Here is a 24031-nt window from a genome sequence, read left to right on the forward strand (position 1 = left end):
GATTGTCTTGAGGCTGCTTTTGCTAGCATAATGGGGATTAAAATGACGTCAAAGGTTTTATTGTCACCATGACAATCTGGGTGCCTTCATTAAACGAGTTTTCTGGATCGCGCTATCGTGCTATTGCCAGCGCCGTCGAATCCGCCATTCAGGACGGGACACTGCTACCTGGGGAGCGTTTGCCGCCTCAGCGCCGGTTGGCAGATGCGCTAGGGGTGACCGTCGGCACGGTGACGCGTGGTTATGCTGAGGCTGAGCGCAATGGGTGGGTGTCGGCCAGGGTAGGCAGTGGCACCTATGTGAAGAGCGAATCCCAAGCCAGCGCTTTTAGCCCGACATTTCATAGTGATGAAACGCCCGGCATGATCGATTTAAGCCTTAGCATACCGCCACCACATCCGTTGCGTCAGTCGCTGCTGAGCGAAGCCCTGGTTGCCTTAAGCCAGTCAGGGGCCGCATTAGCCCGGGGTGTTACCTATCAAGAAGCCCAAGGCCGTCGTGAGCAACGTGGTGTGCTGGCGAGCTGGTTGAATAGCTTGGGAATGCCGTTTAGTGCCGATGAGCTATTTATTACTCAAGGTGGCCAGCACGGCATTAGCCTAGCGCTCAGCACGTTACTTCGGCCGGGCGAGCTGTTGGCCGCTGATGCGTTAACGTACCCTGGTGCTATTAGCGCCGCGCAACAGGCGCACCTCAAACTGGTTGGGATCGGTCAAGACCATGAGGGAATGCGGGTGGATCTTCTTGAAGCTCAGTGTGCCCGGCAACCGCCTCGAGCTATCTACCTGACACCGGATCAGAACAACCCCACCGGTGCCTGTTTAAGCGAGCCACGTCGCGAACAGCTGGTGGCGTTAGCAAGGCGTTATGATATCTGGCTGATTGAAGATGGCGTGCAATATTTGCCGGTGGAGCAGCGCGGCACGCCGCTTTATCAACTTGCACCGGAGCGTACGCTGTTTGTCTTCAGTACCGCTAAAGTACTCGCGGGCGGGCTGCGTATTGGGGTGCTTCGAGCGCCGACATGTTTGCATGAGCGACTTGCGACGGGGCTACGCTCGCAGAGTTGGATGGTACCCCCATTAATGGTTGATGTGGCATGTCACTGGGTCAATCAGGAGGCGGCTAAGGAGCTGCTTACTTGGCAAACCCAAGAATTAGCTGAACGTCAGCGGTTAACGGCCGAATGGCTGCAAGGTTTTACCCTGAGTGGACGTTCACACAGCAGCAATGTATGGCTCACGCTACCCGAGGGTCGGCGCGCGGTGGAGTTATGTGAGCGACTCCTGCAGCGAGGCGTGAAGGTCAGTAGCGCAGAGCCATTTTGTGTCGGGAGTACGCCAGCGCCACAAGCGATTCGTCTATGTATTGGTGCCGCGTCGAATCGTAGCAAGCTTATTCATGCATTGAGCATTGTTGCTGCCTGTTTAACTGAGCGCCCCCTGGCGCCCGCCACGTTGTAAATTATTCATAACGGTCTTTCCACCCTTGATGGCGCACTTGGTCTTTTAGCATTTCGAGAACATCGTATAGTACTTGCTCTGTCACGCGGCTGCTGCCTTCATCGACCGTTAACCAAGTGTCAAAGCCGCTATCGGCGGTGCGCTCTACTAGCTGTCTGAATTCGTCAGAATGAATGCCGAGCATCAGCTCATCGACTAAGCGCTGGGCAACGCCGCTTAAAGAGGCTTCCATCGCGCTGGTTGCCTGCTGCCCCATCGGCAGTCGGTGCAGCCGCTGAATCTCTGGGCTTTCGCGCAGGGTGCGATGCACCAAATCACTGATTGCCGCCATGATGGATTGACGATTATGCTGGTAAGCCTCACCGACAGTGCTCTCCAGGCGCTGAACAATTTCCTGAATTAGCTGTGCTTTGCGCGGCATAATCACACGCTCAATGATCCGCTCGGTCAGCGAATCGCTGGCGCGGATCTGCTGTTGCACATTGCCCAATAGGCGAAGGGCAATGCGATCAGAAAGCTCTTCAAGCAAAATATCGTAGTATTTGGCAAAAAACAGAGTGATATCCCAGCGGGCAACATCAATAAGGCCGAGGCGATGCAGGCGGTGGATCAGCGACACCACGCGTAGAATCCGCAGCAGGCGGAAGCCCGCCAGAGGAATGCAGCCCAGCACGTCATACCAGTGCACGAAGGGGTAAAAGAACCACCGGTGGTAGCGCCGCTCGGCAATCGCGATGGACCAGCCCAGCAGTACATCAACGATAAAAAAGCTGACGAATATTAAATCGATAGTCGTAAAACGGCTATGTATCACGTCAGCGTAGAACGTGTAAAAACTCGGTGCGATGCTGGCAATGCCTTGATTGATAGGGCCTAGCAGGAACAGTGAGTCAAATAGCAGTAGCCCAAGGTTGATGACCACCGCCGCCAGGATAAGAAAATCCCAACCGATGTGGGTATATTCAACGGCTTTAGGCAGGTGCGGGTAGCGTTCCCTAGCGGGCATACGAACTCCTTGTCGTTGGGCGATGCAGTGCTCTGCTACTGAGCCCGCGACTGATACTGTTGCTGAGTCAGACGCTCTTCTTTTTCTGCCTGCTTGCGCAGCTTCTTGCGCAGAGCGGCCTTTTCAAATCGCAGTTTCTGCAGCGGGGTTGCCAAATTAAGCGGCGGCACGCTGGCGGGTTTGCCATCAGCATCGACAGCGACCATGGTCAGGTAGCAACTGTTGGTGTGACGAATCAGCTTATTGCGAATATCTTCAGCCACGACCTTGATGCCAATTTCCATTGATGAGCGCCCAACGTGATTGACGCTGGCTAAAAAGGTGACTAGCTCGCCAACATGAATCGGCTGTTTAAACAGCACCTGATCCACTGACAGTGTCACCACATAATGGCCCGAATAGCGGCTGGCGCAGGCAAACGCGACTTCATCAAGCTTTTTAAGAATGGCGCCGCCGTGAACTTTACCACTGAAATTAGCCATATCCGGCGTCATCAGTACGGTCATCGACAGTTCGTGCTGCCCGGGCAGGGCGCTGTTCGCACTTATTTCGGCGTCGGTCATGCGGTGTTCCTGCGGTTATCTTAAAACGTTAAGGGTTGCCCGCCGCCTCTCAATGGTGAATTAGCGGCGGGCAATGAAGAAGTGCTAGAACCACACCAGTCCGATGGAGATAATAATACCGGTGATAAATAGCTGAATCAGGCAGAAGCCCATTATGTCTTTCGCCTTTAACCCGGCAATGGCGAGCACCGGTAATGCCCAGAAGGGCTGCAGCAGGTTAGTCCAGGCGTCGCCCCAGGCAACGGCCATGGCAACGCGTGAAATATCGGCACCTAGCGCTTGAGCTGCAGGTAGCATGACCGGCGCTTGCACGGCCCATTGGCCGCCACCAGAGGGTACAAACAGGTTGACGATGCCCGCACTAATAAATGACCAGAACGGTAGCGTTGTCGCCGTGGCAAAGGACACCAGCCATTCGGACATGCTTTCTGCTAATCCGGACTGCACCATGATTGCCATAATGCCCGCGTAAAATGGGAACTGAATAACGATACCCGCGCCGCCTTTAATCGCCTCGTTTAGGCTGTTCAATAAATTACGTGGCGTGCGGTGCAGCACAATGGCCAGGAACAAAAACAGGAAGTTAACTACGTTAAGGTTCAGGCTGCCTCCGCGCAGTAAAAAATGATCCAGCAAAAACAGCAGTCCGGGTACCCCGACCAGCAGCGCGAGAGCCATGCTGTTTTCGAGCTTTTCAGCCGGCCGTGTAATACGCCCCATCTGCTCTGGCTCATCGTCGAGCACTTTAGGGTCTACGTAAACGCTATCCTTTTCATCCGGCAGCATCATGCGGTTGACGAGAGGTATAGCAATGAACAGGCAGATCACGATCGCGATGTTGAAGAAGGCAAAAATCGTTGAACCGGTGCCAATAACGCCAATTTGATCAGCGGCAAAGTGACCCTCGGTCGCAATCGTCAGCGGTATAGAGCCCGCTAAGCCGCCGTGCCAAACGACGAAGCCGGAATAGGCGCTGGCAACCAATAGCCGGTAGTCAACGCGAATCAGACGGGCCAGCTCTTTCGCAAATAGCGCGCCGACAACCAGGCCAAATCCCCAGTTGATCCAACTCGCTGCCAATGAGACTAGCGTGACTAAAATGATAGCACCACCGGGCGTTTTGGCGGTGCCGGCAATTTTTTGCAGAATGCGCTTTACCGGTGGAGAGCTTGCCAGCATAAAGCCTGTCACCAGCACCAGTAGCATCTGCATGGAGAAGGTCAGCAGGCTCCAGAAACCGTCACCCCAAAACCGCAAGACAGCCAGCGGTGACTGGCGCTCAATAGCAATCGCGGCGACTGAGGCGATGAGCGTCAGCAGCAGAACGAAAATGTACGGGTCAGGCAGATAGCGCTCCACTAGCTTAACCGCCGGTTTTGATATCATTTTAAGCATGGGATGCTCTCTTTTTTCATTATTAGGAAGTGCGTGGCTGATCCGTGGCTAATATACGGGGGAGGGCGGCATTTTTCACCTTGAAGCTGCACGCTTCATCTCACGTTAGCTTAGTTAACGCTAATTGCCCCGTTTTAGCGCCAGCGGTTTAGCTGGTAGCGGCGATGGTAGTGACGGTGATAGTAATGGATCAATACCGCCGAGCGAACCAGGGTGAACAGCATAAACGATAGCCAGAGCCCATGATTGCCGAGCCCTTGGGTTAGCCACCAGGCGGGTAGGTAAGCGGCAAGGCCGATAAAAATACTGTTGCGCATTTCGCGCACGCCGGTGGTGCCGATAAAGATACCGTCGAGTAGATAGCTCCACACCGCAATCAGCGGCATAACCACCATCCACGGCAGATACTGCGCCGCGGTTATACGCACTTCTTCAAGGCCGGTAAGCATGGCCACCAGCCCATTACCCCCCACGGCGAACAGGCAGGCCGCCGTGCCCGCGGTCCAAAAGGAAAAACGTGCGGCGGCGCGCACGGTAAGCGCAAATTCGCGCCAGTCTTTGCGGCCGTAAGCGCGCCCCACCAGCGATTCTGCCGCGTGGGCAAAGCCATCTAAAGCGTAGCTGGTCAGCATAATAAATTGCAGGAGTACCGCGTTGGCAGCCAGTATGGTGTCGCCTTGGCGCGCGCCCTGAGCGGTAAAAAAGGCCATGACAAATAATAGCCCTAGCGTGCGCACGAACAGATTGGCATTGACGTGAAAAAGCGCCGTGTAGGCCGCTAGCGCGAGTAAACGTTCGCGCAAAAAAGTGCCTTTCAGCGTGGCTAGCTGGCGCAGCACTAAATAGCCGCCGAACGCAAAAGCCGTGTAGTCAGCAATCACGCTGGCCCAGGCGACGCCGTTGCTGGTCATGCCTAGTCCCATCACAAACCATATATCCAGCGTGATATTGACACTGTTGGTGAGTAGCAAAATCATTAGGGTAACGCGCGAATTTTGCTGGCCGAGAAACCACCCTAAAATCGCATAGTTAGCGAGAACGGCTGGCGCCGACCAGAGGCGTATTTGGGCATATTCACGGGCTAGGTGGGTGGCCACGTCACTACCATCTAATAGCCATAACCCTAGTGAGATTAGCGGGGATGCAAATAGAATAAGCAGGACGCCGATCACCATTGCCATGATCAGCGACTGGCCCAGCAGGTTGCGCACGTCAGTGTCGTTCGCGCGCCCCATGGCTTGAGCAACCAGCCCTGTGGTGCCCATGCGTAAAAAGCCAAACCCCCAGTAAAGGAAGCTAAATAGCATCGCGCCTAGCGTGACGCCTGCTAAATAGCGAGAGTCAGGCAGGTGTCCAACCACGGCGGTATCCACCAGGCCCAGCAATGGGACGGTGATATTAGATAAAATGATTGGCCAGGCGAGGGCCCAAATACGCACGTTAAGGGCTGAGCCGCTTAAGCGGCAGTGATGATGCGGTACTTCGTCATCAGCTGTTCTTGGCTTTCGTGGCGCTCAGGATCGAGTGGAATACAGTCTACCGGGCATACTTGCTGGCACTGCGGCTCGTCAAAATGACCGACGCACTCGGTGCACTGGCTAGGATTGATGACGTAAATCTCCTCGCCTGGGGAAATAGCGTCATTGGGACATTCGGGCTCGCAGACGTCGCAGTTAATGCACTCGTCGGTAATCATCAGGGCCATGGGCGTACCTCGCGGATGGCTGGCGCACTCAAGGGATCAATACCTGAGTGTTTTACTCAACAATGGCGTTGGCTAGTTAGTGTAATGCTTACGCAGCGCCTCGGCGACCTGCGGATGAACTAATGGTGAAATGTCGCCGCCGAGCTTGGCAATTTCCCGCACAATGGTCGAAGAAATATACGAATTTTCTACCGCAGGCGTGAGGAACACGCTTTCGAGCTCCGGATTTTGAGCGCGATTCATATTGGCAAGCTGCAGCTCGTACTCAAAATCGGATATCGCGCGCAGGCCGCGCAGTATGATCGATGCACCCTGTTCGTGCATCATGGTGGTGAGCAGGTTTGAAAAGCCAACTACCTCAACGTTAGGCAGCGCCTCACAAACCGTTTGCGCTAGGGCTATACGCGTTTCCAATGAGAGGTTCGGCCGTTTCCCTGGGCTTTCTGCGACCGCAATCACCACCTTATCGAACAGTCGTGCACCGCGCTCAATTAGGTCGAAATGGCCGTTGGTGATCGGGTCGAAGGTGCCTGGGTAAACGGCGATATTGGCATTGCCGATACTCATGACGACGTTTCCTCATCCAGCCGGCCAAACGGATTGTCGCTGGTTAACGAGATAGCGTGATCGTAGCCGGGAATGTGAATTCGGTCAGCATGGATATCCAGCTCTGGGCCTTCAAGCACCGCTTCGCCAAATTGATAGCGTGGGGCGTAATGGCCAGAATCAGCCTGGGCAAGATAGGCCGCCGCCGTTAGACGAGTTGTCTCGCGACGCTCTTTCCAGGCGCTCACTGCAGCGGCGCCATGGCGCTGAGTCAGCAGGCGCTCAGTCACCGCAGAGGAAAGCACCACGCCGGTGGCATTGTTGCCCCCGAAGCCTTTGGCATTGATAAAGGCGGCATCGGCATGAAATGCCTGCGTCGTTTGCGACAAGCGCAGCCGCTCGGCATAGACATCGTCGGCCACCGCGTCAAGCGTGGGGATTCCCGGTAGCAGGCCGTGGGCAAAGCTGCCTAAGGCGCTCGCTAGCTGGTCGCCTGCAGCTGAGCCTTGCGAGTGGCCGATAAACGCTTTAATGGCGACCACGGGCCAATCGGTGATCCCGTTGGCGCGAGCAATTTCATCCAGGACATGAGATTCAGTGGTGCGATTTTTGGGCGTGCTGGTGCCATGGGCGTGCACAAAACTGCGTTCTTTCAGCGCTTTTTCACCAAGTATGTCGCGCACTAGCGCGGCCGCTTTACCCAGGGTGATGTAGTTGCCAATGCCCGGTGCGGAGATCGAGCGCTTATAGCCATCAGCATTGACGAATACATCGGGCACAGCGCCCAAAATGTCGGCGCCGACATCCATCGCTAACGTATCGTCCATTAACATTACGAACTGGCTGGCTTCTGCCATTGTAAAGCCGCAGTTGCGTGCAAACGGGCGACAGGCGCGCTGGTAGTCAGCATCAGTGAGCAGCTCCAGAGCATCTAGCGCTTTCAAGCCTGCATCGTCAGCCAGCGCGCCCATGGCCCGAAAGCCTTCAATAATTTCTGGCGTAATGGGGGCATCGGCGGTGCCTACCATCACTACCCGCCGGCGTCCGGAGCGAATGTCGTCAATGCCAAGGCGCAGGTTATAAAGGAAACTAGCGCAAGCGCCTAATGCTGCGCCGGTGCCGCCTACGCTGCCAAGCACGTAGGCGTTTAAAAAGTCGGCAGGCATTTGGCCATAGCCCAGCGGCATCTGCTTAGACGTAGCGCGTTGGCCGCTCACCAGGCTCTTCAGTAAGCCACCCCAGCCTTGATCGTCCAATTGACCAATAGAGTTCCCAGCGTACACGGCAATATGATCCGGGCTCAGCTGCTGTCGTAGTGCTTCCCAGGAAAGGCCGCTGGCGCCTAAGCAGTCGCTGGCGCCAAACACCGCTAGAGATAATCCGCGAGGGTGGTGCACGCTGCGGTAGAGGCTGGCGGGGTCAAAGCCGCTGGGTAGCTGGGCCGCTGCACGTACTTTAGGAACCTGTGCATCGGGCAGCAGCACCTCTAGCACGCCTGCGGGCACGCTGACCTCTACCTCTCGGGCATCAATGTCGCGCACCTGCCAGTCAGCCGGCAGGTGGTCGGGCAGTTGGCGTCGACGCAGCGTAAAGCGCATCGGCTCAGCAAGATGCATGCTGGCTTGCCGATTAGACGGCATCCCTGGGGCGAGAAAGCGCGGGTCTTCATTGCGGCGGATCAGGGTATGGTTAAGTACCTGTTCACGCAGCGACTCAGCAGGGGCATCTACAGACTGGCCAGACTGATCGAGCCATCCTTTGTCGGAGTGCTGAACAAGACGCATAAGCGCCGCTAAGCCTTCCAGTGTCTGGCGTTGCTGGTCAGCAGGAAGAGCATCAAGCACGGTGCGGCGGAAGGCCTGATGGCCAGATGTTCTGCCTGCGGGATTGATGCCACCCATGCCGACAATCACCGGTAAGTGTGACAAGCCGGGTTCCTCGTGGTGCGATGGTGGTAATAACGGTTTTTGGCAATACTCGGACCGTATAATGACCAGAGTCATGCGCTTCATAAGCAATTAAGGCGTGATGATAGCACCGGGCGCGCAATGGCGTCATGCCGCAAGCGTTCTAGACTGATAGAATCACTGCTTTTCAGCCGAGAGATGGCATGCAGCATAATTCTCGATCAGTGATTTCTAATCAACCTGGCCCCCATCACGATCTAGCGCGCCAAGTCAGCCGAGCGTTAGCGTATCCGCTGCGCAAGCCAATTGCCGACCATACCAAGCGCAGTTTTGCGCAGGCAGCCGAGTGGTTTCAGGCCCGCCAAACGCCGCTGATACTTGATTCAGGTTGCGGTGTGGGTATATCGACACGTCAACTGGCGCTCCAGTTCCCAACCAGAGCGGTGATTGGCGTTGATCGTAGTGAGCATCGGCTGGGTCGTGATCACGGTGACCTGCCGGCGAACGCTCTGCTGGTTCGGGCGGACCTTGTCGATTTCTGGCGACTCGCCCACCAGGCTGGCTGGGCACCCGAGCGTCACTATCTGCTTTACCCTAATCCTTACCCTAAGTCTGGCCACCTAAAAATGCGCTGGCATGGTCATCCTATTTTACCCACACTGTTGGCCCTTGGGGGATGCCTTGAGTTGCGCTCCAACTGGCCAATATATGTTGAGGAGTTTGCTTCAGCGGTGGCTCAGGTGACCGGTAAGCAGTCGAGCATTGCCGAAATTTTCCCCAATGGTGATTATTTAACCCCGTTTGAAGCTAAGTATTCGCAAAGCGGCCAGGCGCTGTGGCGTTTACGCGTTGATTTGGAGCGAACATGACGCATTTTTTTAACCTAGCTGCGCGTCTGCAGCGTGGTATTTCTGTTGTTAGCATCACCACCGCGGCACTGCTGGTCAGTTCCCCGCTGCTTGCCGACTTTAATCGTCTCGGGCAATTAGAAGATAAAGGATTCTCGATCAGCGCTGAGGCGCGACTACTTGACGCTGACTCAAACGCCAATGCGCTGCTGGGTAGTTTGAATCCTGACCGTCAGATGTCTCCAGCGTCGGTGACCAAAACGTATTTAGCCGCTGCGGCGCTGAATCGTTTTGGCCCCCAGCATCGCTTTACTAGCCAATTAGTGAGCTCTGGCCGGGTGGATAATGGCGTGCTGCATGGTGATTTAGTGTTTGAGGGCGGGGGAGACCCAGGCCTGACCACTGAAAATTTATGGCGCCTGGTGCAGCGTTTGCACCTAGCGGGGGTTCGCGACGTTGACGGTGCATTGGTGGTTAGCCAGTGGCGCTTTGGGCCTGTCGATTGCATTACCACTGATCGCTGCAATGCCCTGACCCAGGTCACTAACGCCTATAGCGCACCGCTTTCTTCGGCAGGCGTTGATTTCGGCACCTGGTGCGTTAATGTTGCCCCAGCCGCCGTTGCCGGTGAGCCTGCACGCGTTGGCCTGTGCGACAGCCAGGCACCGTTGATCACCATTGATAATCAGGTGACGACTCGCCCGGCGAACAGCGGCACAGAGATCAGTGCTGAGCGGGTGACGGATGAGCGCGGCGATGTCATGCGTCTCACCGGGCAGATTTCAACCAATGCCAACGCCCAGGATGTCTATCGCGGCGCGGGCGATGCTGCCGAAAAAACAGCACAAGTATTGCTGAGCATGCTCAATCAGGCGGGTATTCAAGTGCGTGAGCCGTGGCGGGTGAGCTCCACCCAGCCGCCCAGCACGGCCCAGCGATTGGCGGCGATCGACGGTCAGCCGCTACAAGAGATACTGCTGCGGATCATGAATTACTCCAATAATTATATGGCTGATGTGCTGGCGCTGGATCTAGTTGAGACGCCACAAGCGCAGCTGCGCCAAGCTGGCCAAGCGGTCGAAGCATACGCTCAGGGTCTGCCTGGGCACGGGCCGTTAACGCTATACAGCGGCAGTGGACTAACGACGGAAAATCGGACGTCTGCGCAAGGTGTGAACGTGATGCTAGAGGACATGTTTCGTCAGAGCGCTCTTTTTCCAAGTTTTGTAGCGGCGTTTCAATCGCCGGCTAATGGGGTGATGCGTTTTATTCGACGTGGCTCAGCGACGTTTCAAAACAATGTCATGTTAAAAACAGGCACGCTGAATCAACCGTTCGCAGTTCGCGCTGCCGCGGGTTACTTTCGTACGGCGGAAGGGCGCTGGGGAGTGTTTAGCGTCCTGGTCAACGGTAACGGCAGTACGCCTTACCTAAGCTGGCCCGAGGTGCTGGATCCGCTGTCTCTTGATCTAGATGCAATGATTTTAGCGAACTGATTCAACTTTACGCTCACAAGGTGAGGCAACGTGTATGAAACCAGGGCATACCGGCTTAACACATTTGGTTCACTCCACGCGTTATTCATGGAAAGGCCTTAAAGCCGCGTTTAGAAACGAATCGGCTTTTCGTCAGGAAGTTGGCATCACGGCGGTTATGCTGCCGTTTGCCTGGTGGATTGGTGAGGGCCCCGTTAGCTGGCTGCTGCTAGTGGGAAGCCTGTTTTTGGTGCTGATAGTAGAGCTGCTCAATAGTGCGATTGAAAATGTGGTCGATCGCATTGGCACCGAGCACCACGAGCTTTCTGGGCGGGCTAAGGACATTGGCTCTGCGGCGGTTATGCTGTCGCTGATTATGGCCGGACTTACCTGGGGGCTGTTAGGTTGGGAAAAATTCTATAGCTAAGTCGGGGTTGGAAGGCCAAGTTTAATAACTAGCTAACTAGGCGAACTTTTTCAACGCTGATAAACGTGCTTGGCAGCGAGGTGATTATGCAAGTGAACAACGATTTTTTACCGTTGTCGACGCTGCCAGCGTCGTTACAAACAGTGGCCCAATCTGCTTGGCAGCGCTTGGTTGAGGCGCTAGCCCAGGCGGATAATGTCGCCGAGATGACTCAGCAGGAGCTACCTTCAAGTAGCTGGCAGGGGCTTTCTGAAGCCCGCCGCGAGGCCCTGGCTAGAGTGCTGTCGATCTCAACGTTCGTCGTGGATAGCCTTGCCCGATACCCTCACTGGCTGACTGAGCTTGATGTCGCCGGCGAGCTAGACGCAAACCCAGGGCGCGAAGCGCTGGAAAACTGGCTGAATGAGTCGCTTGAGCGGATCGATGACGAAGAAGGTATGCAGCGAGTAATACGCCGTTTTCGTCGTCAGCGTATGCTGGGCATTATCTGGCGTGATCTTAACCGAGTGCCCAACCACGCCATGTGGGATACCGCCACGGCGGTGTCTGAGCTTGCCGAGCTATGCCTTGAAGCTGCGTTAAGCTGGCTTGAGCAGTTTTATGCCACGCGTTGGGGCACGCCCGCTCCACGCAAAGACGGGATGCCCCAGCGTCTGGTTATTTTGGGGATGGGCAAGCTGGGGGCCGGGGAGCTTAACCTTTCCTCTGATATCGATCTTATTTTTGCTTTTCCCGAAAAAGGCGAAACCCAGGGCGGGCGCAAGCCGTTAGAGCATCAGGAGTATTTTACTAAGCTGGGCCAAAAGCTAATTGCCGCGCTGGATGCTATGACCGCCGATGGTTTTGCCTTCCGCGTTGATATGCGCCTGCGGCCACTAGGCGATGGAGGCCCGCTAGTAGGCAGTTTTGCGATGCTTTCCAGCTACTATCAAGATCAGGGCCGCGAGTGGGAACGTTATGCCATGCTGAAGGCGCGCCCGGTGGCGGGCGATGTAGATGCAGGGCATGAGCTGCTAGCAGGGCTGCGTCCCTTTGTGTATCGCCGCTATCTGGATTTTGGCGCGATTGAGTCGCTGCGCGAGCTGAAAGCGATGATTAATCGCGAAGTAAAGCGCAAAGGTATGCAGAGCAATATCAAGCTTGGCCCTGGCGGCATTCGCGAGGTTGAGTTCGTAGTGCAGGCCTTTCAGCTAATTCGCGGCGGTCGCGATACGGAGCTGCAGGTGACGTCGCTGAAAACCGCGCTCAACCGATTGCCCGAGCTAGGCTTGTTGCCTCAAGCTGTGGTTGATGAGCTACTGCCCGATTACGCTTTTTTACGCGATATTGAGCACGCACTTCAAGCGCTGGAAGATCGCCAGACACAGACCTTGCCTATCGATGATAGTGATCGTGAGCGGGTGGCCTTTGCCATGGGCCATGAAGATTGGTCTGGCTTGATGGCGCAGCTTGATGAAGTGCGTGAACGGGTGCGCCAGCACTTTGATGCGGTGATCGCGGACCCCGAAGACGATGTCGACGAGGCAAATGATGCCAGCCAGTTGGGTTTGGCTCAGTGGCGGCTAATGTGGCGCGGCGAGTTAGACGCAGACGAGGCCATCGCGCATCTTACCGAGGCAGGTTTTCACGAACCCGAAAAAGCCCTTAAGCGGCTGCAGAGCCTGTATCACTCGCGCCAAGTACAAAGCATGCAGCGGATTGGCTTTGAGCGGCTGGACGCACTAATGCCGCTCTTACTGGATGCCGTGGCGAGTAACGATGCGCCGGACACGGCCCTTGTGCGCGTGCAGCCGTTAATTGAAGCCGTCTTACGGCGTACCGCTTACCTTGCGCTATTGCGCGAAAATCCGCATGCGCTTGAGCACCTTATGCACCTGTGCGCTGCCAGCCCCTGGATTGCCGAACAGCTGTCGCGCTACCCCATTTTGCTCGACGAGCTGTTGACGCCAGAGACGCTATATACGCCTGCCGATAAGGCACGCTTGGCGGACGAGCTGCGCCAAACGCTGAACCGCTTGCCCGAAGATGATGAAGAGGCGCAGCTGGAGGCGCTGCGGGTCTTTAAGCATGCCAAAACGCTGCACGTCGCCGCCTCCGATGTTGCGGGTACTCGGCATTTGATGAAAGTGAGTGATTACTTAACCTTTATTGCCGAAGTGATTCTTGACGCGGTGCTGGCGATGGCGTGGAAGCACATTACGCGTAAGCACGGCGTGCCTGAGGGGGTCAATGCCAGTGAGGCCGAGTTTTTAATTATTGGCTACGGCAAGCTGGGTGGCATTGAGTTGGGCTACAGCTCCGATTTAGACCTGGTGTTTTTGCATGATAGCGACGGCAAAGGTGCGACTGACGGCCCCAGGCCCATTGATACAACGATGTTTTTTACCCGCCTGGGTCAGCGCATTATTCACCTGCTGACGGCGGTGACGCCGGCGGGCAGTCTTTATGAGGTTGATATGCGCCTGCGACCTTCGGGCAATTCAGGGCTATTGGTCACATCATTGAAAGCCTTTGCCGATTACCAGCATCAGAATGCCTGGACCTGGGAGCATCAGGCATTAGTGCGCGCACGGGTCGTGGCAGGCAGCGGTTTACTCGCCGAAAAATTTGGCAGCCTTCGGGGCGACATTTTATCTCGTCAGCGTGATAACGCCGCGTTGCGAGACGAAGTCGTCAAAATGCGTCAGAAAATGCGCGATCATCTGGGCAGTAAAGCCACCAGCGATACGTTCAATGTTAAGCACGATGCGGGCGGGATGGTCGACATCGAGTTTCTTTGCCAGTACGCGGTGTTAGCGCTTGCTAACCAAACTCCGGCGCTGCTGACCTACAGTGATAATGTTCGGATTTTAGAGAGTCTGACAGAGAGTGGGTACTTACCTTTCGATGAAGCAGAGCGCCTTCGAGAAGCCTACCTTGCCTATCGTAGCGCTACTCATCGTGCAGCGCTGACCGGTGAAAAAACGCGTAGCGATGGTGAGGAATTTAGCCGTCAGCGTGAAATAGTGACGGCCCTTTGGCAGCGTTTTCTTGAGCCGCCCATGGCTAACGATCTCTAGCCAGCCGTCGCTATCAACATAATCTGGAAGAATAAATGATGCTAAGGCGCAAGGCAGGGCGAGCCACATGATTGGGCATATTCTGGGCACGCTGCTGCCGGTGTTTTTGATCGCCGGCTGTGGCGCTGTTTACGGGCGCTACCGCACGCCGGATATTCGCAGCCTCAATACGCTAAACATGGAGCTGTTCGTCCCTCTACTAGTGTTTGCCGTGCTGGCCGACCGCCAGGCGCCGCTAGCCGAATACGCTTGGCTCGCCACGGCGGCAGTTGCGGTGGTGCTAGGGTCGGGGCTGGTACTGTGGCCACTGGCTAAATGGCTATCGTTAGACATCAAAACCTTCCTGCCTCCGATGATGTTTAATAATGCAGGCAATATGGGCGTGCCGCTATTGGTGCTGGCCTTTGGTCCTGAGGCGCTGCCCGCGGCGGTCGTGGTATTTATTGTCGAAATGCTGCTGCATTTTTCGATAGGGATTTACATGCTCAATCCGCGCACGTCGCTGTGGCGCATGCTGCGCATGCCGATTGTCTTGGCGAGTGTGGCGGGCTTAGCCGTGAATATTGGTGATTTAGCGCTGCCGGGCTGGCTGCTAGAGGCCATGCATATGCTGGGCGGGGTATGTATTCCGCTCATGCTGTTTGCATTAGGGGTCCGGCTGCTGGAAATCGACTTTAGCGATTGGCGCACGGGCATGCTGGGGGCGGTGCTGTGTCCGCTTTCCGGATTAGTGATTGCCTTGCCGTTAATGTGGCTGCTGCCACTGAATGCGCTGCAAACGGCCGTGCTGCTAGTGTTTGCAACGTTGCCACCTGCAGTATTGAATTACTTGGTTGCAGAGCAATACCAGCTGGCACCGCAAAAGGTAGCTTCGCTGGTGCTGATTGGTAATTTAGGGAGTTTGGTCGTAATGCCGCTAACGTTAGCCGCGGCATTTACCTGGATATACGCACCCGTATCATAAGGCCTATCTCATAAGCCCCGTGTCATAAAGCATCGCTGCAAGCACGATAACCAATAACAGCGATGCCTGACGCTTAGATGCTTAAAGTGACAGGCTAATTAGCGATCATCTTTTACTTCATAACTACCGTCTAATGCGTCCTGGTGGCCTGGGCGCTGTGATGGCGCATGTGGGTTAGCATAGCCGCCACCGATGTCTTGCGCTTGTTCTGCGCGCATTTGCTCCATACGCTTTTTCATCTTATGGCGCATAAACGGCATCATCGCCCAGCCAATCAATAAGAAAAACAGACCAAGCACCACGCCGACGATCATTAGCGCGCCAAACGCCAACCATGTAAAGAGCAGCTTTAAACTGCCGGCTAAACCGGTGGGCTGAGTTTGCGTTGCGCGAGCACGCCATTGGTTAGCCGCTTGCCATGCAGCATTACGTTGGTCGCGATTCATCTGTGGCATTAGAGCCTCCATCATTGACTTGCACAATTGAGTGCACAGTACGCTTTGGAGGCCAGCTTAGCGAATAAGTTCACCTCGGTATGTTGGGCGTATACACAGAGACGTTGCGTTTTACTGAGAGCGCAACTTTGCCAAAAGTTAGCCATTGCTATGTTTGTTTCCATGTGTGAATATAAATTGCTTGAGCTTATCTTGTTGCGAGTTGTTGACTAGCCTCAACGTTCTGGTTTCAGCATCGAGAGCTTTATCGATGTGTTGTGAACATAAGATTTGGACATTCTTGGGGGAAGAGAGCGATGAAGCGAGTAGTAGCTTTACTGGGGATGATGTCCTTTGCACCCTTAATTTCAGCCAATGAGTCACCGCTAAACGTGGTGACAACTATTGGCATGATTGCCGATGTTGCCCAAGAAGTGGGTGGCCAATGCGTTGAAGTAGAAGCGATGATGGGCCCTGGCGTTGATCCCCATCTGTATCAAGCGAATGCCAGCGATGTCGCCATGCTGAGACAAGCAGAGCAAATTCTCTATGCAGGCTATTCCTTGGAAGGCCAGTTAGGCGCTGTGCTGGAAAACTTTTCGCACAGTAAACCGACGCTAGCGGTAGGGCCCTCAGGTATTGATCCCGCTGAGCTTATGACGTCTCAAGATGTGTACGGCATTGACCCCCACTTGTGGATGGACGTTTCGCTTTGGGCGCAAACAATACCTGCAATCAGCGACGCTTTTACGACGGCAAGGCCTGAGTGCCAAGCATCTATCGAAGCCAATGCCACGAAATACGAAGAGCAGTTGAACGCGCTGCACGCGTGGGTGGCTGAAAGTATTGAAAGCATTCCAGAGCGTCGGCGCATTTTGGTAACCGCCCACGATGCCTTTGGCTATTATGGGCGCGCTTACGGTATTGAGGTGGAAGGCATTCAGGGGATTAGCACTGAAACCGAAACCGGTATCGCAGATATTCGGAGCATGACCGATGTGGTGGTGGAGCGTGAAGTCCCCGCTATCTTTGTAGAAAGCACGATTAATCCGCGTACCATTCAAGCGGTCATTGATGCAGCTCGCCAGCGCGGGCATGAGGTTGCTATCGGCGGCGAGCTGTATTCCGATGCAATGGGCGATGCCAATACCGCAGACGGTACTTATATCGGCATGATCTACGCCAACACTCGGCATATTGTAGAGGCGCTGGGAGGCACCTTAGCGCCCATGCCAGACGCGCTTTCTGAATGGGCAGAGCGTTGGGAGATAGCCGAGTGAAGGCACGCAACAGTTTAGCTGCGGAGAGCGTTTATGGTGCGTGATGAGCGTGTCGCGTTAAGTGTTAATGATTTGACTGTTAGCTATCACAGCCAGCCCGTGCTGTGGGATATCAATATCGATATTCCATCAGGTGTTATGGCCGGTATTGTCGGTCCTAACGGTGCGGGCAAAAGCACACTGATTAAAAGCCTGCTGGGATTGGTGCCTTCGCTTTCCGGGGAGGCCTTTATAGATGGAAAGTCGTATAAGTCGCAGCGCAAGCGCGTGGGCTATGTGCCCCAGCGTTCAAGCGTTGACTGGGATTTTCCGACCACCGCACTCGATGTAGTGACGATGGGCCTATATGGTCGGCTGGGGTGGTTTAAACGGCCCGGACGCAAGGAACGCGAAGAGTCGCTTGAGGCGCTCGATATGGTGGGGATGCGCGCGTTAGCGGATCGTCAAATCAGTCAGCTATCCGGTGGCCAGCAGCAGCGGGTTTTTCTCGCTCGCGCCCTGGTTCAGAAGGCTGATGTTTATTTTCTTGATGAGCCAATGGCCGGCGTTGATGCGACCACCGAGCGTGCCATTATCGATATCTTGCGGCGTTTACGTGATGAAGGTAAGACCTTGATTGTGGTTCATCACGACCTGCAGACAGTGCGCCGTTATTTTGACTGGCTGCTGCTGTTAAATGTTAGCGTTGTGGCGATGGGTAATGTTGATGACGTCTTTACCGCCGATAACTTACGCAAAGCCTATGGCGGGCAGATTGCCCTGCTAGATGACAGCAATTCACTGATGTTTGCTGCCTCAAAAAGGGATAATTGACAGTGCAGTGGCTAAGCATTTTGCACGACTATACGTTTCAAAACGTGGTGATTGGGGCTGCGTTGTTAGGCCTGATTAGCGGGCCGCTGGGAAGTTTTGCAGTGCTGCGACGCCAAAGCCTGCTAGGCGATGCTATTTCTCACGCGGCGCTGCCGGGGGTTTGCCTGGGTTTTATTATCGCGGGCAGCCGCGAGATGGGCAGCATTATTGTAGGCGCAATGGTGACGGGCGCGTTAGCCGCGCTATTGATGCTCGTTTTAACGCGTATGAGCAGGCTTAAAACGGATGCCAGTATCGGTATCTGTTTGAGCATTTTTTTTGCGATCGGCCTGGTGCTGCTTACCTATATTCAAGGCAGCAATAACGCATCGCAAGGCGGGTTAGAGTCCTTTCTTTTTGGCCAGGCTGCCGCGACGCTGCGCTCAGATTTATGGCTGATGGGGGGCATTACGTTGTTTTCATTGACGCTGCTTGGCGCTCTATGGAAACAAGCCAAGCTGGTGACGTTTGACCCTGAGTTTGCGCATACCGTAGGGCTGCCAGTGTCGTTGATAGAAGTGCTACTGACCACCATGGTGACGTTGGCCGTGGTGGTTGGGCTACAAATGGTAGGCGTGGTGCTAATGGCCGCCATGATTGTGGCGCCAGCCGTTGCTGCTCGTCAGTGGAGTCGTCATTTGGGAGCCATGGTGTTTATTGCCGCCGGTGTCGGCGTGGTAAGCGGTGTTTCTGGGGCATCGATTAGCGCGCTGTCTCGCGGGCTAGCAACAGGGCCGCTAATTATCCTATCGGCGTCTATTATTGTGCTAATTTCGCTGGCGATAGCGCCACAGCGTGGATTGTTATGGGGGCTGCTTCAGCATCTTCGCCAAGTGTCTCAGCTGCGTCGGCGCCAAATTCTTTATACCCTCTATAAAACCCAGTCAACGCGTGATCAAGAGGTTCACAACTTGCCGTTTAGGCTGAATTTTTCCGCCGCGATAGCGCTTTGGCAGTTACGTCGAAAGGGGTTTTTGGTTAGTCAAAAAACGCCCTGCCTGCCAATGTCGGCGGGGAATCGGTGGCTGTTAACGTCATTGGGCGTTCGCGAAGCACAAAGCGTGATGGCTGAATTGAATGGGAAGACCACCTGATGCTGGACGTGTTTTTCAGTAGCATTGAGCTACAGATAATGGCCGTTGGCGCACTGGTGGGCATTGCATCATCCGCCGTTGGAACGTTTTTAGTGCTCCGCGGGAATAGCATGCTAACCGATGCGATCAGTCACTCCATTGTCTTTGGGATCGTCATTGTGTGGCTGCTGACGCATCAGCAAAGTGGCTGGTTTCAACTGGTGGGAGCTGCGCTGACAGGCCTACTCACGGTGTTTTTAACGGAACTTTTGGCCAATACTAAGCGCGTTAAACAAGATGCGGCCATTGGCCTTGTCTTTCCTGCGCTATTTTCGATCGGCGTGCTGCTGTTAAATCTGTATGCCAACGATGTTCATATCGATACCCACACGGTTTTGCTCGGTGAGATTGGCTTCATATGGCTGGATACCACCACGATAGCTGGCTACAACGTGCCGCAAGCCTTGGTGTCGATGGGTATAGTGACGGCTATTAATTACCTGTTTATTATATTGTTTTATAAAGAGCTAAAGCTGGCAACGTTTGACCCTGCATTGGCTAAAACACTGGGCTTTGCCCCGAGTATTCTTTTTTACGTTCTACTGATGCTGACCAGTACCACTGCCGTCGCGGCTTTTGATGCGGTAGGTGCCGTGCTCTTTATTGCCTTTGCCATCGTTCCACCTTCTGCCGCATATCTTCTAACCGACCGTCTGTGGCTAATGTTTCTAATCGGAGCCTTTATCTCGATTGCCTCGAGCGTTACCGGCTACTATCTCGCGGTGCGCTGGAACGTTTCGATTGGAGGCATGATGGCGGTAATGACCGGTGCTTTCTTTGTGTTGGCGTTTATTGGCGGCCCACGCTACGGCATTGTGAGTCAAAAAATTCGCCGCATGCACGCACGTCGCGCGAATGCTCTTTGATACAGGGCGTATCGCGTTACTAAGAAAATAGTGGAGCACGCCTCTTATAGAATGATTTCAGCTTGCCTTGCCTTGAAATGCGCCTGCCATCCTAAAATGTTAGCATTTAACTGTACAAGCACTCTTTATGTGCACAATGCTTATCTAACAGGAAGGTTATATGGCCAATCATGGAGGCAAGTCGGTTTTCATCGCATCAGTGGTGATTATCTTGGGCTTGGTAATTGTGGGAGCGTCGTTTCCTGAAGGTTTTGCAAGCCTCGCAGAAAGGGCGTTATCCACAGTTACCGAGATTTTTGGTTGGTTTTATTTGTTTTCTGTCTTCGGTTTTGTGATTTTTTTGTTCGGCTTGGCGCTGAGTAAATATGGCAAGGTCCGCTTAGGGCCTCAGGACAGTCGACCCAGCTATAGCTTTTTCTCATGGATTAGCATGCTGCTGGCCGCGGGGTTTGGCGTAGGTTTGGTTTTTTATGGTATGGCCGAGCCAATGTCTCACTACATTGAGCCACCTTATGGTGATGTCACTGCGGAGACTGAAGCAGCGGCACGTTACGCCATCCAGTACAGCTACTTTAACTGGGGGATCCACCAGTGGGCGGCGTTCTCGATCGTGGGGCTAATCATCGCCTACTTTCAGTTTCGTAAAGGCCAGGCTGGGCTTGTTTCTTCAGTACTTTCGTCGGTCACCGCCAAAAATCCTAAGATACGCCCCTATGCCTCATGGCTAGACGTATTTGCGGTAGTTGCCACGGTAATGGGCGTTGCTACCTCACTGGGGCTAGGCGTGCTGCAGATGAACGGTGGCTTAAACGCCGTATTTGGCTTGCCTGAAAACGGCTTATGGCAGTTTGTTATTCTCTTCGTTATGTTCTGCGCCTATATGGCATCCACTTGGTCGGGTTTGGATAAGGGCATTAAGCGTCTATCTAACCTCAATATGATCTTGTGCATCGGGTTGATGCTGTATGTGCTCATTACTGGCCCTACGCTTGCGATATTGGAAACGATTACCGTCGGTATCGGCGATTATCTGCAGAATTTTATTGGCATGAGCCTGCGTATTTCTCCCTATAGCGATAATGAGTGGGCGAGCTCTTGGACAATTTTCTATTGGGCATGGGTTATCGCCTGGTCGCCCTTTGTGGGAACCTTTGTCGCCCGTGTATCCCGTGGTCGTACTATCAAAGAGTATGTGTTTGGGGTGTTGCTAGTACCGCCGCTGCTTGCCTGTTTATGGATTGGCGTATTTGGCGGTGCGGCGCTGCATATGGAACTTAATGGTACTAATATCGGCCTAGCCGCCGCGACGCAGAATAATATCACCGCCGCACTGTTTGAAATGTTTGATTTAATGCCATTTTCCGGCGTGCTGTCCGTTGTGGCAATGATGCTGATCTTTATTTTCTTGGTGACATCCGCTGATTCGGCCTCGTATATTGTGGCGCAAATGACGGATAATGGTTCCATTAATCCGCCGTTGTACAAGCGCGTGGTTTGGGGTGTATTGATTGCCGCTATCTGTTTCACCTTGATTGCGTCGGGAGGGTTAGCCGGGCTTCAGTCTGCTGCTGTGCTGTCAGCGCTGCCGTTTACCTTTATTTTGTATATGATGATCTTTGTATTGGTGAAAGAGCTGCGAGCAGATCGTAAAGCCATGTTGATGCAACTATACCGTCGCCATGGAGATACGCCAGTGGGTGCCGATGCCTTTGAAGCGGAGCTATTAGGTGAAGAGGAGCGGCTGCGTCGCGCGCCCAATGTGGTCAATCGGCGCATTAAATAGTCAGCATCAATAGAGATAAGAAAGCTTTCTATTGCGGGAGCTAGCGTTTAAAGCGCTAGCTATTCTAGGAGCAAACCCACATGCGGCAAAGATGCTAATGGCTCGGCAAGGACGCCACGGGGCGACTAGAAGGCAGCCTAAAGGGGCTGCCTTCTCTAAAGGAATAGCCTTTGATCGCTGGCTTGATCGGGTAGTGACCATTGCGGTCGTTACGGCGATGGCCATTGGTTTTGCCGCGGTTATTGCGCACTGGTTGCTCTAACGTTAGCGATAGAGCTTGTTCTCTTTGCCCATGCTTTTCGTGACGCCCAGCGATGCTGGGCGTTTGCGTAGCGCTGAAGAATGTTAATCAAACACCTGCTAGGCTTACGATTCCCCCTGCGAGAGAGACCCAATGCTGTCAGCTAACACTGCTAAGGTGACCGGTGCCTATGCGTCGCGCCGAGAAATATTCGGCTGGGCGATGTTTGATTTTGCTAACCAGGCCTACACGCTGCTGATTATTACGGTGGTATTTGGCGAGCTTTTTACCACCGTGATTGTCGGGGATCGTGGCGACAACTTCAGGCTGGCTAATTTTTTATGGAGTCTTGGCCTGGCGATCAGCTATTTGATGGTAGTGGTGACGGCACCACTGTGCGGCGCGATTATGGACTATCGGGCGGAGAAAAAGCGTTTTCTGCTGGTGAGCTACCTAGCCACCGTGGTGACCACGGCGATGCTTTACTTCGTTGAGCCAGGCTACGTCATTATGGGGCTGCTATTAATTGTGCTGTCTAACTACGCCTATTCTATGGGCGAATCATTTATTGCCGCCTTTTTGCCCGAATTAGGGCCACCTGAAGCGCTGGGCAAAATTTCCGGATTTGGCTGGTCGTTAGGGTACATTGGCGGGCTATTTGCCGCGGGATTTACGTTGGTGGTACTGGGTGAGGCCAGCGCAGAGAACTTTGAGCGCATCCGCTGGGTGGGTCCCTTTGCTGCAGGGTTTTTTCTGATTACCGCAATTCCTACCTTCCTCTGGCTGAAAGAGCGCGGCACGCCTCAGCCACGTGGCGTGTCTTATCGCCACATTGCCCTGAACCGCGTGACGGTGACGTTTCACGAGTTACGCCATTTTAAAGACCTGACGACCTTTTTGATTTCACTGCTTTTCTCAATGGCCGGTGTGTACATCATCATTGCGTTCGCTTTCATCTATGGCGCTCAAGTGATTGGTTGGGAAGAAAGCGTGCGCAACATCATGTTCATTATTGTTCAGATCACCGCCGCCGCAGGGGCATTAGGGTTTGGCTGGCTGCAGGATCGGCTAGGCGCCAAGCGCACCTATCAAATCACGCTGGCGCTGTGGGTGCTGGCGATTATTGCTATTTGGGCAACGCCTGAGGTAACGCAATGGGTGAACGGGCATTTTGAGGTGCAGTGGCAGGCTCAATACGTCTTCCTGGTCGTCGGTTGCTTAGCGGGAGCGAGTCTAGGCTCTAGCCAATCGGCAAGTCGGGCGCTGGTAGGCTTATTTTCACCGCTGGAAAAGTCAGCGGAATTCTTTGGATTTTGGGGGCTGGCGAATAAATTAGCGGGCGTGCTGGGCATCGTAATGCTGGGCGTGCTGCAAGCGCTGATTGGCCTACAGGCATCTATTTTATTATGCGTTGCCTTGTTCGTTATCGCGATGTTGATTTGTGCCAGAGTCAACGAGCGCCGTGGCCGTGAAGCTGCGCTGGCTTGGGGAAAATAGCGGTAATGCCCATAACGACCAAGCCTATAAAGGAGCCCTTATTTCAGTGAGGAGGCATATGGTCTCGCAGTCGGCACAGCGCGGCGGCATTGGAATGATGCTGCTCTTTTGGATACTGTTAATGGCGGTTGGCACCTGGTGGATACACGGTGGTCTGGATGCAATGATGCGTCCTAATGCCAACATTGTGCACACGCTGCCTGCGGGTGAGCCTGTCACGTTAAAGCGAAATCGCGCAGGGCATTTCGAGTCCCCTGGGCGCATTAACGGCTCGCCCGTCACTTTTTTACTTGATACTGGTGCCACTTACGTAGCAGTGCCCGCCGACTTAGCGGCAGAGCTAGGTTTGGAGCCAGGGCGTAGCGCTTGGTTTAATACCGCCAATGGCAGAGTTGAAGGAGCGTTAACGGAGTTGGGCGAGGTGTCGCTGGGAGGGCTCACCGTACAAAATGTTCAAGGCTCGATTAGCTCGGGTATGGAGCGCGATACTGTATTGTTGGGCATGAGTTTTTTGAACCTTTTCTCGATTGAAATGCATGCAGGTGAGATGAGGCTGAGTCTTCCAGAGTAGTAATTTCCGCTTTATT

22 protein-coding genes are annotated in these 24031 nt (G+C 54.3%); 14 read left to right on the forward strand and 8 right to left on the reverse strand.

Translation table 11 applies throughout. The features are described 5' to 3' along the window. Positions 1 to 68 precede the first annotated feature (68 nt). Positions 69 to 1463 carry a PLP-dependent aminotransferase family protein gene (locus CIK78_RS05845; protein WP_096278118.1) on the forward strand — a complete coding sequence of 465 codons (1395 nt, stop codon included), beginning with the start codon at positions 69 to 71 and terminating at the stop codon, positions 1461 to 1463. A gap of 1 nt (position 1464) precedes the next feature. On the opposite strand, the gene CIK78_RS05850 is transcribed toward CIK78_RS05845, so the two are convergent. The 7 genes from CIK78_RS05850 to CIK78_RS05880 form a co-directional block, all read right to left on the reverse strand. Beyond that, positions 1465 to 2469: a hypothetical protein gene (locus tag CIK78_RS05850; RefSeq protein ID WP_096278120.1), complete on the reverse strand. Its 1005-nt coding sequence runs from the start codon at positions 2467 to 2469 to the stop codon at positions 1465 to 1467. 35 nt (positions 2470 to 2504) lie between these two features. Next, the gene (locus tag CIK78_RS05855; RefSeq protein WP_096278122.1) at positions 2505 to 3032 is read right to left on the reverse strand and encodes an acyl-CoA thioesterase; all 528 of its coding nucleotides are present in this window, start codon (positions 3030 to 3032) and stop codon (positions 2505 to 2507) included. Positions 3033 to 3116: 84 nt separating this feature from the next. Further along, positions 3117 to 4427, reverse strand: a complete 1311-nt coding sequence (locus tag CIK78_RS05860) for a short-chain fatty acid transporter (protein WP_096278124.1) — start codon at positions 4425 to 4427, stop codon at positions 3117 to 3119. Positions 4428 to 4561: 134 nt separating this feature from the next. Beyond that, positions 4562 to 5866 carry an MATE family efflux transporter gene (locus CIK78_RS05865; RefSeq protein ID WP_096278126.1) on the reverse strand — a complete coding sequence of 435 codons (1305 nt, stop codon included), beginning with the start codon at positions 5864 to 5866 and terminating at the stop codon, positions 4562 to 4564. 17 nt (positions 5867 to 5883) lie between these two features. Beyond that, entirely contained in the window at positions 5884 to 6132 is a 249-nt protein-coding gene (locus CIK78_RS05870) for a YfhL family 4Fe-4S dicluster ferredoxin (RefSeq protein WP_096278128.1), read from the reverse strand. A gap of 72 nt (positions 6133 to 6204) precedes the next feature. Continuing rightward, on the reverse strand, positions 6205 to 6699 hold the full coding sequence (gene coaD / locus CIK78_RS05875; RefSeq protein ID WP_096278130.1) for a pantetheine-phosphate adenylyltransferase: 495 nt from the start codon (positions 6697 to 6699) through the stop codon (positions 6205 to 6207). Next, positions 6696 to 8579, reverse strand: coding sequence for a beta-ketoacyl synthase (locus CIK78_RS05880; RefSeq protein WP_096282283.1), 1884 nt, complete (start codon positions 8577 to 8579; stop codon positions 6696 to 6698). Before CIK78_RS05880 ends, coaD begins: the two co-directional genes overlap by 4 nt. A 209-nt stretch (positions 8580 to 8788) precedes the next feature. Between CIK78_RS05880 and CIK78_RS05885 the strand changes: the two genes are divergently transcribed. The 5 genes from CIK78_RS05885 (at position 8789) to CIK78_RS05905 (ending at position 15358) form a co-directional block, all read left to right on the forward strand. Continuing rightward, positions 8789 to 9454: an SAM-dependent methyltransferase gene (locus CIK78_RS05885; RefSeq protein ID WP_096278132.1), complete on the forward strand. Its 666-nt coding sequence runs from the start codon at positions 8789 to 8791 to the stop codon at positions 9452 to 9454. Beyond that, the gene (dacB, locus tag CIK78_RS05890; protein ID WP_096278134.1) at positions 9451 to 10929 is read left to right on the forward strand and encodes a D-alanyl-D-alanine carboxypeptidase/D-alanyl-D-alanine-endopeptidase; all 1479 of its coding nucleotides are present in this window, start codon (positions 9451 to 9453) and stop codon (positions 10927 to 10929) included. The genes CIK78_RS05885 and dacB overlap by 4 nt, the downstream gene beginning before the upstream one ends. A 34-nt stretch (positions 10930 to 10963) precedes the next feature. Further along, the gene (locus CIK78_RS05895) at positions 10964 to 11335 is read left to right on the forward strand and encodes a diacylglycerol kinase (protein ID WP_096278136.1); all 372 of its coding nucleotides are present in this window, start codon (positions 10964 to 10966) and stop codon (positions 11333 to 11335) included. 86 nt (positions 11336 to 11421) lie between these two features. Next, positions 11422 to 14394 (forward strand): bifunctional [glutamate--ammonia ligase]-adenylyl-L-tyrosine phosphorylase/[glutamate--ammonia-ligase] adenylyltransferase, encoded by a 2973-nt coding sequence (glnE, locus tag CIK78_RS05900; protein WP_096282284.1) that lies wholly within the window; start codon positions 11422 to 11424, stop codon positions 14392 to 14394. A gap of 67 nt (positions 14395 to 14461) precedes the next feature. Next, the gene (locus tag CIK78_RS05905) at positions 14462 to 15358 is read left to right on the forward strand and encodes an AEC family transporter (protein ID WP_096278138.1); all 897 of its coding nucleotides are present in this window, start codon (positions 14462 to 14464) and stop codon (positions 15356 to 15358) included. A 98-nt stretch (positions 15359 to 15456) separates the two neighbouring features. On the opposite strand, the gene CIK78_RS05910 is transcribed toward CIK78_RS05905, so the two are convergent. Further along, entirely contained in the window at positions 15457 to 15813 is a 357-nt protein-coding gene (locus CIK78_RS05910) for a hypothetical protein (RefSeq protein ID WP_096278140.1), read from the reverse strand. Between the two features lie 296 nt (positions 15814 to 16109). Here CIK78_RS05910 and CIK78_RS05915 point away from each other — a divergent pair, with 296 nt between their 5' ends. The 8 genes from CIK78_RS05915 (at position 16110) to CIK78_RS05945 (ending at position 24015) form a co-directional block, all read left to right on the forward strand. Next, positions 16110 to 17072 carry a zinc ABC transporter substrate-binding protein gene (locus tag CIK78_RS05915; protein ID WP_096278142.1) on the forward strand — a complete coding sequence of 321 codons (963 nt, stop codon included), beginning with the start codon at positions 16110 to 16112 and terminating at the stop codon, positions 17070 to 17072. Positions 17073 to 17105: 33 nt separating this feature from the next. After that, positions 17106 to 17885 carry a metal ABC transporter ATP-binding protein gene (locus CIK78_RS05920; protein ID WP_096278144.1) on the forward strand — a complete coding sequence of 260 codons (780 nt, stop codon included), beginning with the start codon at positions 17106 to 17108 and terminating at the stop codon, positions 17883 to 17885. Between the two features lie 2 nt (positions 17886 to 17887). Beyond that, entirely contained in the window at positions 17888 to 19018 is a 1131-nt protein-coding gene (locus CIK78_RS05925) for a metal ABC transporter permease (protein ID WP_096278146.1), read from the forward strand. Further along, a complete protein-coding gene (locus CIK78_RS05930; protein WP_096278148.1) occupies positions 19018 to 19923 on the forward strand; it encodes a metal ABC transporter permease in 906 nt (301 codons plus the stop codon). Before CIK78_RS05925 ends, CIK78_RS05930 begins: the two co-directional genes overlap by 1 nt. 160 nt (positions 19924 to 20083) lie before the next feature. Further along, entirely contained in the window at positions 20084 to 21706 is a 1623-nt protein-coding gene (locus CIK78_RS05935) for a BCCT family transporter (protein WP_096278150.1), read from the forward strand. Between the two features lie 97 nt (positions 21707 to 21803). Beyond that, positions 21804 to 21968, forward strand: coding sequence for a hypothetical protein (locus CIK78_RS17850; protein ID WP_176483371.1), 165 nt, complete (start codon positions 21804 to 21806; stop codon positions 21966 to 21968). Positions 21969 to 22100: 132 nt separating this feature from the next. After that, positions 22101 to 23444 (forward strand): MFS transporter, encoded by a 1344-nt coding sequence (locus CIK78_RS05940; RefSeq protein WP_096278152.1) that lies wholly within the window; start codon positions 22101 to 22103, stop codon positions 23442 to 23444. 58 nt (positions 23445 to 23502) lie between these two features. Beyond that, entirely contained in the window at positions 23503 to 24015 is a 513-nt protein-coding gene (locus tag CIK78_RS05945; protein ID WP_096278154.1) for a TIGR02281 family clan AA aspartic protease, read from the forward strand. Positions 24016 to 24031: the final 16 nt, after the last annotated feature.

The sequence above is a fragment of the Halomonas sp. JB37 genome (genome assembly GCF_002332255.1).
Classification (GTDB): domain Bacteria; phylum Pseudomonadota; class Gammaproteobacteria; order Pseudomonadales; family Halomonadaceae; genus Vreelandella; species Vreelandella casei.

What these genes read in the sequence shown, in the direction of transcription:
- CIK78_RS05915 (WP_096278142.1), top strand. Translation starts at nt 16,110, where the DNA reads ATGAAGCGAGTAGTAGCTTTACTGGGGATGATGTCCTTTGCACCCTTA.
- CIK78_RS05845 (WP_096278118.1), top strand. Translation starts at nt 69, where the DNA reads ATGACAATCTGGGTGCCTTCATTAAACGAGTTTTCTGGATCGCGCTAT.
- CIK78_RS05860 (WP_096278124.1), bottom strand. Translation starts at nt 4,427, where the DNA reads ATGCTTAAAATGATATCAAAACCGGCGGTTAAGCTAGTGGAGCGCTAT.
- CIK78_RS05905 (WP_096278138.1), top strand. Translation starts at nt 14,462, where the DNA reads ATGATTGGGCATATTCTGGGCACGCTGCTGCCGGTGTTTTTGATCGCC.
- CIK78_RS05850 (WP_096278120.1), bottom strand. Translation starts at nt 2,469, where the DNA reads ATGCCCGCTAGGGAACGCTACCCGCACCTGCCTAAAGCCGTTGAATAT.
- CIK78_RS05920 (WP_096278144.1), top strand. Translation starts at nt 17,106, where the DNA reads ATGGTGCGTGATGAGCGTGTCGCGTTAAGTGTTAATGATTTGACTGTT.
- CIK78_RS05930 (WP_096278148.1), top strand. Translation starts at nt 19,018, where the DNA reads ATGCTGGACGTGTTTTTCAGTAGCATTGAGCTACAGATAATGGCCGTT.
- CIK78_RS05910 (WP_096278140.1), bottom strand. Translation starts at nt 15,813, where the DNA reads ATGCCACAGATGAATCGCGACCAACGTAATGCTGCATGGCAAGCGGCT.
- CIK78_RS05855 (WP_096278122.1), bottom strand. Translation starts at nt 3,032, where the DNA reads ATGACCGACGCCGAAATAAGTGCGAACAGCGCCCTGCCCGGGCAGCAC.
- glnE (WP_096282284.1), top strand. Translation starts at nt 11,422, where the DNA reads ATGCAAGTGAACAACGATTTTTTACCGTTGTCGACGCTGCCAGCGTCG.
- CIK78_RS05945 (WP_096278154.1), top strand. Translation starts at nt 23,503, where the DNA reads ATGGTCTCGCAGTCGGCACAGCGCGGCGGCATTGGAATGATGCTGCTC.
- CIK78_RS05870 (WP_096278128.1), bottom strand. Translation starts at nt 6,132, where the DNA reads ATGGCCCTGATGATTACCGACGAGTGCATTAACTGCGACGTCTGCGAG.
- CIK78_RS05895 (WP_096278136.1), top strand. Translation starts at nt 10,964, where the DNA reads ATGAAACCAGGGCATACCGGCTTAACACATTTGGTTCACTCCACGCGT.
- dacB (WP_096278134.1), top strand. Translation starts at nt 9,451, where the DNA reads ATGACGCATTTTTTTAACCTAGCTGCGCGTCTGCAGCGTGGTATTTCT.
- CIK78_RS05885 (WP_096278132.1), top strand. Translation starts at nt 8,789, where the DNA reads ATGCAGCATAATTCTCGATCAGTGATTTCTAATCAACCTGGCCCCCAT.
- CIK78_RS05880 (WP_096282283.1), bottom strand. Translation starts at nt 8,579, where the DNA reads ATGGGTGGCATCAATCCCGCAGGCAGAACATCTGGCCATCAGGCCTTC.
- CIK78_RS05935 (WP_096278150.1), top strand. Translation starts at nt 20,084, where the DNA reads ATGGCCAATCATGGAGGCAAGTCGGTTTTCATCGCATCAGTGGTGATT.
- CIK78_RS17850 (WP_176483371.1), top strand. Translation starts at nt 21,804, where the DNA reads ATGGCTCGGCAAGGACGCCACGGGGCGACTAGAAGGCAGCCTAAAGGG.
- CIK78_RS05940 (WP_096278152.1), top strand. Translation starts at nt 22,101, where the DNA reads ATGCTGTCAGCTAACACTGCTAAGGTGACCGGTGCCTATGCGTCGCGC.
- coaD (WP_096278130.1), bottom strand. Translation starts at nt 6,699, where the DNA reads ATGAGTATCGGCAATGCCAATATCGCCGTTTACCCAGGCACCTTCGAC.